General features: G+C 40.4%; 1 protein-coding gene. It reads left to right on the forward strand.

Features of this window, described 5'->3' with window-relative positions; all coding sequences use genetic code 11:
• Positions 1–528: 528 nt before the first annotated feature.
• A partial coding sequence (locus tag CK510_RS30670) for an ABC transporter substrate-binding protein (protein WP_245912540.1) occupies positions 529–1,125 on the forward strand: 597 nt, incomplete at its 3' end.

Here is a 1,125-nt window from a genome sequence, read left to right on the forward strand (position 1 = left end):
GTAGGGGGCAAGGGGGTGGGGTTCTTTTATTTGGATTAACTCAAATACTTGGTGTACAGGGTGAGGGAAAATATCAGAGACTCAAGTACATTCTTGTTTTTATTTGTCAAGCTCAGTTTTACATCAGAGACTTACTGAGCTAAAACTCAGCTAGAGCCTGTAACCCCAAAAGAACGAAAATCAATGTATCCTTCCCCTGATTTTTTTTTGCCTCTCAATCAAAGTACTGCTAATGTTACATATCCATTTCATGAATTTTGTACTTTTCCTGTAATATGACGTGAGTTAACACAAGTGCTGGGCAAACGACAGTGAAGTGAAACTTGGGAATGTCAAGATTTCTTGCAAAGTCCAGTATTTGATTACTTTACCTTTGTATTGATTTTTTGGTGTTGCAGCTTTATTCCAGCGACTGTTTGCAATCCCAGTTTCTTTATTTTCAGAGACTATCTGGATATTATAAAAACTTATAAAAACTTAAAAATCCAGTAGCATTTAAACTCAAACCGACAACTATACCTACAACCCATGATTCACAAGCATTCTCAGAATCAAGACAAACGTTTTCCGAAAGCGATAACTAGCTCCTCCGGAGCGGCTTCGCCAACGTTGAGCTTCGCTAACGCACTAACAACCCTAACCCTGGGTTTAATAGTGTCTGCATGTGGTAATCCAGGTGCAAATCCAGGTACAGGAACCTCTACCAGTACCGGAACCCCATCGGGAAATACAGTAAAAATTATTTCGAGTTTCCCCCTAACAGGTAGCTCGGTTGGTCAAACTCAAACCGTTATCAACAGCATCAAGCAAGCATTAGACGAGACAAATTCCACCGTTTGCGAAGGCAAAATCAAAATTGAATATGAATCCCTTGATGATGCAACTGCTGCAACCGGAAAATGGGATGCTGGTAAAGAAGCAGAAAACGCTAACAAGGCTGTTTCTGACCCCAATGTTGTTGCTTACATCGGTACTTTTAATTCTGGTGCTGCCAAAATTGCGATTCCGATTCTCAATCAAGCAAATTTAGTGATGGTAAGTCCAGCAAATACGGCAGTTGGTTTAACCAAAGCAGGTGGTGAACCCGGTGAACCGGAAAAATATTACCCAACTAAGATACGAAAT

Origin of the sequence: Brunnivagina elsteri CCALA 953 (assembly GCF_002289455.1) — a bacterium.
GTDB classification, from domain to species: Bacteria; Cyanobacteriota; Cyanobacteriia; order Cyanobacteriales; family Nostocaceae; genus Brunnivagina; species Brunnivagina elsteri.